General features: G+C 63.3%; 7 protein-coding genes. 1 reads left to right on the top strand and 6 read right to left on the bottom strand.

All coding sequences use genetic code 11. The features are described 5' to 3' along the window. Positions 1-360: 360 nt before the first annotated feature. Positions 361-699 (bottom strand): YbaB/EbfC family nucleoid-associated protein, encoded by a 339-nt coding sequence (locus A462_RS32020; RefSeq protein WP_003193199.1) that lies wholly within the window; start codon positions 697-699, stop codon positions 361-363. 43 nt (positions 700-742) lie between these two features. After that, positions 743-2806, bottom strand: coding sequence for a DNA polymerase III subunit gamma/tau (dnaX, locus tag A462_RS32025; RefSeq protein ID WP_008430186.1), 2064 nt, complete (start codon positions 2804-2806; stop codon positions 743-745). A 133-nt stretch (positions 2807-2939) separates the two neighbouring features. Here dnaX and A462_RS32030 point away from each other — a divergent pair, with 133 nt between their 5' ends. Then, the gene (locus tag A462_RS32030) at positions 2940-3689 is read left to right on the top strand and encodes a substrate-binding periplasmic protein (RefSeq protein ID WP_008430184.1); all 750 of its coding nucleotides are present in this window, start codon (positions 2940-2942) and stop codon (positions 3687-3689) included. A gap of 136 nt (positions 3690-3825) precedes the next feature. Here A462_RS32030 and A462_RS32035 read toward each other — a convergent pair whose 3' ends face one another. The 4 genes from A462_RS32035 to A462_RS32050 all read right to left on the bottom strand — a co-directional run. Beyond that, positions 3826-4974, bottom strand: a complete 1149-nt coding sequence (locus A462_RS32035; protein ID WP_008430182.1) for an acyl-CoA dehydrogenase family protein — start codon at positions 4972-4974, stop codon at positions 3826-3828. Between the two features lie 200 nt (positions 4975-5174). Next, complete coding sequence (recR, locus tag A462_RS32040; protein WP_003219049.1) at positions 5175-5777, bottom strand: recombination mediator RecR; 603 nt, start codon at positions 5775-5777, stop codon at positions 5175-5177. Between the two features lie 65 nt (positions 5778-5842). Beyond that, a complete protein-coding gene (locus A462_RS32045) occupies positions 5843-6877 on the bottom strand; it encodes an NADP-dependent oxidoreductase (protein ID WP_003219050.1) in 1035 nt (344 codons plus the stop codon). A gap of 269 nt (positions 6878-7146) precedes the next feature. Then, positions 7147-7275 (bottom strand): YbaB/EbfC family nucleoid-associated protein (locus tag A462_RS32050; RefSeq protein ID WP_008430178.1); only part of this gene is annotated, 129 nt, incomplete at its 5' end.

Here is a 7275-nt window from a genome sequence, read left to right as displayed (position 1 = left end):
CGCGCTCCAGGCGAAAGTTTTCCGGCACCGGTGCGCCGTGGGGGCGTGAGACCAGCACAATGCGCTGGTTGAGGGTCAATGCTTCGGACATCAGCGAGGCTCCTTCTATCGGTGATTGAATTCAACGGTATAGGGTGCAGACCCCAACACAGGGTCCAGGGTTCGACAAAACTCTCGCAGTAGCAGTTGTCGAGCGCCAGCCAGGCTACGTTAGCCGCACCGCTGCTTTCATGCCAGACGTGGGACCGAGTCGCTGCCGACGCAGCCTCGCTGGCGCTCGACAGCTGCTACGGGTATGGAAAATAGCCGGCCAAAAAAATGCCAGGCGCGGGGCCTGGCATTTTCGGTGCTGCTTGCCGATCAGAACGGCAGCTTCATACCCGGTGGCAGTTGCATGCCAGCGGTCACGCCGGACATCTTGTCCTGGCTGTTGGCTTCGATCTTGCGCACGGCGTCGTTGACGGCCGCGGCAAACAGCGCCTCGAGCATTTCCAGGTCGTCTTCGCCGACGCCCGGCAATACGCTTGGGTCGATGCTCACGCGCTTGATGTCGTGACGACCGGTCATCACCACGCTGACCATATCGCCACCGGCTTTACCGGTGACTTCGGCGTTGGCCAGTTCTTCCTGCATCTTGGCCATCTTTTCCTGCATCTGCTGCGCCTGCTTCATCAGGCCGGCCATGCCACCTTTCATCATGGGAATCACCTCAAAAGTACGTGGATCAATTATTGGCCCCGGGTTATGACGCTTGGGGTACCGGGGCTTCTACAGGTTCAATAGTATCGTGCCGCACCACCGCGCCAAACTGCTGCATCATCTGCTGGATGAGCGGATCACCGTGGATCGACTCTTCAGCCTCGCGCTGGCGGTTGACCCGGCGACGGGACGCCGCCTGGGCCGGGGTTTCCTGCTCGGGCTTGATCAGCTCGATGCTGATGGTCAGCGTGCGCCCGTGGAACTGGTTCAGGGCATCGTTGAGCCGGCGCTGCTGGGTCGCGTTGAACAGGGCGCTGTGGGCCGGGTCCAGGTGCAGCAGCCAGTGGTCGCCATCAACGGCAATCAGGGTGCAGTTGGCGGCGATGCTGCCGGTCATGCCGGAGATCGGCAGTTTCGGGAACAGCTCCAGCCATTGCAACGCCAGGCCGGTGGCCGGCATCGCGGCAGGTTCGGGTTCAGGCTCCGGGGCAGGCTCGGCGGTGTGTTCGCTGGCCAGGTCGTCCAGGTAGCTGTAGGCCGAATCCATGTCCGGCTCGATGTAATCTTCGTCCAGCGGCGGCTCGTCGTCGAGGTCGGTGCCCGGGGTGGCGGCGTCCACTTGCGCAACGGTCGGCTCCGGCACCGGGGCCGAAACCCACTCGGGGGCGTCCGGCACCACGCTGTCCGGGGTCGGCGCGGGCATGGGTGTCAGTTCAGGCTGCTCGCTGGTGGTTTCCAGCACCGGCTCGACGGCAGGCTGCAGCTCGACCTCGACCTCGACCTCTACCGGGTCGTTCCACGGCAGATCGACTTCAGGCACGGGCGCAGGCTCAACCACCGGCTCCGGCACCACCACAGGCGCCACGGGCTCGGCGACAACCGGGGCGGCGGCCTGTGCAACCGGCGCAGGCGGCGCAACCACTGGCGCGACAACAGCCGGGCCAGCCACTGGTTTGGCGGAATCAACTGTGGCCTGGCTGATCCCCACTGGCTTTAGCGGCTGTCTCGGCGCATCCGCCGTGTCGGCGGGCCTGAAGGCCAGCATCCGCAGCAGGACCATTTCGAAGCCGCCCCGCGGATCGGGTGCCAACGGCAGGTCACGTCGCCCAATCAGGCCCATCTGGTAGTAGAACTGTACGTCTTCGGCCGGTAACGCCTGGGCCAGGGCCAACACGCGGTCGCGGTCGCCGTGGCCGTTGTCGACACCTTCGGGCAGGGCCTGGGCGATGGCGACGCGGTGCAGCACATTGAGGATTTCCGACAGCACGCCATTCCAGTCCGGGCCTTGCTCGGACAGATGGCGCACGGCTTCGAGCAACGCCTTGGCGTCGCCTTCGATCAACGCGTGCAGCACGTCGAACACCTGGCCGTGGTCCAGGGTGCCGAGCATCGCCCGCACGTCGGCGGCCAGCACCTTGCCTTCACCGAAGGCGATGGCCTGGTCGGTAAGGCTCATGGCATCACGCATCGAGCCGTCGGCGGCACGACCCAGCAACCACAGGGCGTCGTCTTCGAACGGTACGTTCTCGACACCCAGCACGTGGGTCAAATGCTCGACCACACGCTCCGGGGTCATGTTTTTCAGGGAGAACTGCAGGCACCGCGACAAAATCGTTGCAGGAAGTTTCTGCGGGTCGGTGGTGGCCAGGATGAATTTGACGTAGGGCGGCGGCTCTTCCAGGGTCTTCAACAAGGCGTTGAAGGAGTGGCTGGACAGCATGTGCACTTCGTCGATCAGGTAGACCTTGAAGCGGCCACGGCTCGGTGCGTACTGCACGTTGTCGAGCAGCTCGCGGGTGTCTTCGACCTTGGTGCGGCTCGCGGCGTCGATCTCGATCAGGTCGACAAAACGCCCTTCGTCGATTTCCCGGCACACCGAGCAGGTACCACACGGCGTCGAGGTGATGCCGGTTTCACAGTTCAGGCACTTGGCGATGATGCGGGCAATGGTGGTCTTGCCCACCCCGCGGGTACCGGTGAACAGGTAGGCGTGGTGCAGCCGCTGGCTGTCCAAGGCATTGATCAGAGCCTTGAGCACATGGGTCTGGCCGACCATTTCGCGGAACGAGCGCGGACGCCATTTACGTGCAAGAACCTGATAACTCATCGAAAACCGTCGCAACTGGGAAGCGGAAGCGGGTAATGCTAGCGGAGCAAGGGGGAAATTGCATCCGGCACGCTCGTCTAATCTGACTAAGCTGGTCTGACCAAGCCTGTAAAAGGCTGAACCCGGAGAATTTATGCGCGCAGTCCTGGGCGCCTTGTGGATGATTGCCACGGTCACCCTGGCGGCACCCGCACCTCTGCGATTCTCCATTTCCGACAGCTGGACCATGCCCATGGTGCAACTTGACCAGGGCCAGCCGACCCAGGGGATTTTGTATGACCTGATGTTGAGCCTGGCCACCCAGGTCGGCCGTCCTGCGATATTCCATGTGCTGCCGCGTGCGCGCATCGACACCGCCATGGAGCGCGGGGATGTGGACGTGCGCTGCTACGTGACACCGGCGTGGCTGAACAACCTGTCGGGGGACTACACCTGGAGCATCCCGCTGCTGGTCCAGCGCAATGTGCTGGCCGCCGGGCGCGTGCCCTCAACGTCGGTGGCACTGGACAGCCTTGCGCCGCAACACATCGGCACGGTACTCGGCTACAGCTACCCGACCCTGGAGGCGCGCTTCGCCAGCGGCCAGTTCAGCCGCGACGACAGCCGCAGTGAAGAGCAAGTGCTGCAAAAACTGGTGGCCGGACGCTTCAACTATGCAGTGATCAACGAATGGATCCTTGACCGCTTCAATCAGCAATTACCGCCCACACAGCGCCTGCATACGGTGGCCGTGATCGAGGAGCAACGCCTGGGCTGCTATGTGCGCAACGACCCGCAGGTGCCGGGGCAGCAGATCCTGCGCACGTTGCTGCGGATGAAAATGTCCGGGGAGATTGATGAAATCATCCAGCTGTATATCGGGAACAGCGCCCCCGCCCCTTAAGATCACCTGATTGTCCTTGTGGCGAGGGAGCTTGCTCCCGCTGGAGTGCGCAGCGCTCCCAAAGATCTTGGGGCCGCTACGCAGCCCAGCGGGAGCAAGCTCCCTCGCCACAGCTCCCTCGCCACAAAAGCGCTTTCTACAAGCCCATCTGCTTGCTGATGATTTCGTTCATCACTTCCCGAGTCCCGCCGCCGATGGACAGGATGCGGTTGTCGCGATACAGCCGCTCCACCAGGTTGCCGCGCATGTAGCCCTGGCCGCCGAGGATCTGCACGGCATCAAAGGTCACGCGGTCGGCGGTGTCGGTGGCGAGGTTCTTGGCCATCGAGATCTCCTTGATCACACTCTTGCCCGCGGCCATCTTGGCGGCCTGGCGGTAGGTGAATTCCCGCGAGACCTCCACCGCCGTGGCCATTTCCGCCAGGCGATGCTTGAGCACCTGGAACTTGCCGATGGGTTTGCCGAAGGCCTCGCGCTGGGCCGCCCACTTCAGGCTTTCCTCCAGGGCCATCTGCGCAGTCATATTGGCCATCAGGGCCAGGGCCAGGCGCTCGCTCTGGAAGTTGCCCATGATGCAGGCGAAACCCATGTTCTCGGCGCCGATCAGATTGCCTACGGGTACGCGGCAATCATCGAAGAATAATTCGGCAGTGTCCGACGCCCACCAGCCCATTTTCTTCAGCGGTGTACCGGTGGTGAAACCAGGCGTGCCCTTTTCGATCAACAACAGGCTGATGCCGGCAAAGCCCGGCCCCCCGGTACGTACCGCGACGGTATAGAAGTCGGCACGCTGGCCGCTGGTGATAAAGGTTTTGCTGCCGCTGACCCGGTAATGGTCGCCGTCGCGCACGGCACGGGTCTGCAGGCTGGCGACATCGGAGCCGCCACCGGGCTCGGTGACGGCCAGGGCGGCGATCTTCTCGCCGGTTAACACCTGCGGCGCCACACGATCGCGCACCTCGGGCCGGGCCCATTTGACGATGGGCGGCAAGCCGATATCCAGCGAGCCCAACCCTGCCACTACTCCGCCGGAGCCGCAGCGCATCAGTTCTTCGCTGGCCGCGACCTTGGCGAACAGGTCACCTTCGTGGCTGCCTCCAAGGGCTTCGGGGTAACCGATGCCCAGGATCCCCGCCGCGCCGGCCTTGAGGTACAGCTCCCGGGGGAAGCTTTCCGCTTCTTCCCACTGCTCGATGCCCGGCAACATCTCGCGCTCGACGAAACGACGCACGCTGTCGCGGACCAATTGGTGGCTGGGGTCGAAGTATTCCTGATAGGCAGACATCGGCAAGCTCCACGGGACGGTAGAGCGAACTTACCAAGCGCTTGCTTGGTTATCAAGCAAGAGGAAAGACTCGTGAACGCCACAAAACAAATGTGGGAGCGGGCTTGCTCGCGAATGCGGTGTATCAGTCGCCAGATGCATTGACTGAACCACCGCATTCGCGAGCAAGCCCGCTCCCACATTTTGTTCTGCGGTGTTTGTTATAGGGCGATCGGCTTACGTCCGGCAAACGAATGCGCCAGGGTCCCGCCATCCACCAGTTCCAGCTCGCCACCCAGCGGCACGCCGTGGGCGATGCGCGAGGTAATCAGGCCTTTGTTGGTCAGCAGCTGGGCGATGTAATGGGCCGTCGCTTCGCCTTCCACCGTAGGGTTGGTGGCCAGGATCACCTCGACGAACGTGCCCTGCTCCTCGATCCGCGTCACCAGTTGCGGAATACCAATCGCCTCCGGCCCCAGCCCGTCCAGCGGCGACAGGTGGCCCTTGAGCACAAAGTAGCGCCCGCGGTAACCGGTCTGCTCCACCGCGTAGACATCCATCGGCCCTTCGACCACGCACAGCAGCGTGTCGTCGCGACGCGGGTCGGCGCATTGCGGGCACAGCTCTTCCTCGGTCAGGGTGCGGCACTGGCGGCAGTGGCCGACCCCTTCCATCGCCTGGCTCAGGGCCTGGGCCAGTCGGGAGCCGCCGCTGCGATCACGCTCCAGCAGTTGCAGCGCCATGCGCTGGGCGGTTTTCTGGCCCACACCCGGCAAAGTGCGCAGGGCGTCGATCAGTTGACGAATCAGGGGGCTGAAGCTCATGGGGAAAGGTCCGACAAAACAACGAGACGCGGTTTATACCCGCGCCTCGGATTAGCGTCAAATGCTCAATCTTGTGCGACCCGCACCACCAACTTGCCGAAGTTGCGTCCCTCCAGCAAACCGATAAAGGCTTCAGGTGCCTGCTCCAGGCCTTCCACCACGTCCTCGCGGAACTTGATCTTGCCGTCCCGCACCCACGGCGCCATTGCACTGAGGAATTCCGGTTGGCGGTCGCCATAGTCGTCGAACACGATAAAGCCCTGGATCCGCACACGCTTGGTCAGCAAGGTACGTTGCAACGCCGGCAGCCGGTCGGGACCGCTGGGCGCTTCGTGGGCGTTATAGCCGGCGATCAGGCCACACAAGGGAATGCGCGCCTTGGCATTCAGCAGCGGCACGACCGCGTCGAATACCTTGCCGCCGACGTTTTCAAAGTAGATATCGATGCCCTTGGGGCAGGCCTGGGCAAGCTCCTCGGCAAAGTTGTCGCTCTTGTGATCGACACAGGCATCAAAGCCCAGCTCGTCCACCACATAGCGGCACTTGTCGGCGCCGCCCGCCACACCGACCACCCGCAGGCCCTTGATCTTCGCCACCTGGCCCACCACCGAGCCCACCGCACCGGAAGCGGCCGCCACCACCAGGGTTTCCCCGGACTTGGGCTGGCCGATATCGGTGAGGCCCATATAGGCGGTCATGCCGGGCATACCCAGCACACCCAGGGCCATGGACGGGCTGGCCAGTCCCTTCGGTACCGGGATCAGGTTGCGCCCATCGGAGATGCTGTGGCTCTGCCAGCCGGTGGAACCGACCACCAGGTCACCCACCTCGAACTTCGGATTGCGGGACTGTTCGATGCGGCTGACAGCGCCACCGGTCATCACTTCGTCGATTTCTACCGGCGCAGCGTAGGACGGCGCATCACTCATGCGCCCGCGCATGTAGGGATCCAGGGACAGGTAAAGGGTCTTCAGCAAAACCTGGCCGTCGGCCAGTTCCGGCAGCGCGACGCGCTCCAGGCGAAAGTTTTCCGGCACCGGTGCGCCGTGGGGGCGTGAGACCAGCACAATGCGCTGGTTGAGGGTCAATGCTTCGGACATCAGCGAGGCTCCTTCTATCGGTGATTGAATTCAACGGTATAGGGTGCAGACCCCAACACAGGGTCCAGGGTTCGACAAAACTCTCGCAGTAGCAGTTGTCGAGCGCCAGCCAGGCTACGTTAGCCGCACCGCTGCTTTCATGCCAGACGTGGGACCGAGTCGCTGCCGACGCAGCCTCGCTGGCGCTCGACAGCTGCTACGGGTATGGAAAATAGCCGGCCAAAAAAATGCCAGGCGCGGGGCCTGGCATTTTCGGTGCTGCTTGCCGATCAGAACGGCAGCTTCATACCCGGTGGCAGTTGCATGCCAGCGGTCACGCCGGACATCTTGTCCTGGCTGTTGGCTTCGATCTTGCGCACGGCGTCGTTGACGGCCGCGGCAAACAGCGCCTCGAGCAT

Origin of the sequence: Pseudomonas sp. Ag1, from assembly GCF_000278565.1 — a bacterium.
Lineage (GTDB): Bacteria > Pseudomonadota > Gammaproteobacteria > Pseudomonadales > Pseudomonadaceae > Aquipseudomonas.
Note: the sequence above shows the minus strand (reverse complement) of the source record. Positions and strands in the feature narration are given on the sequence as shown.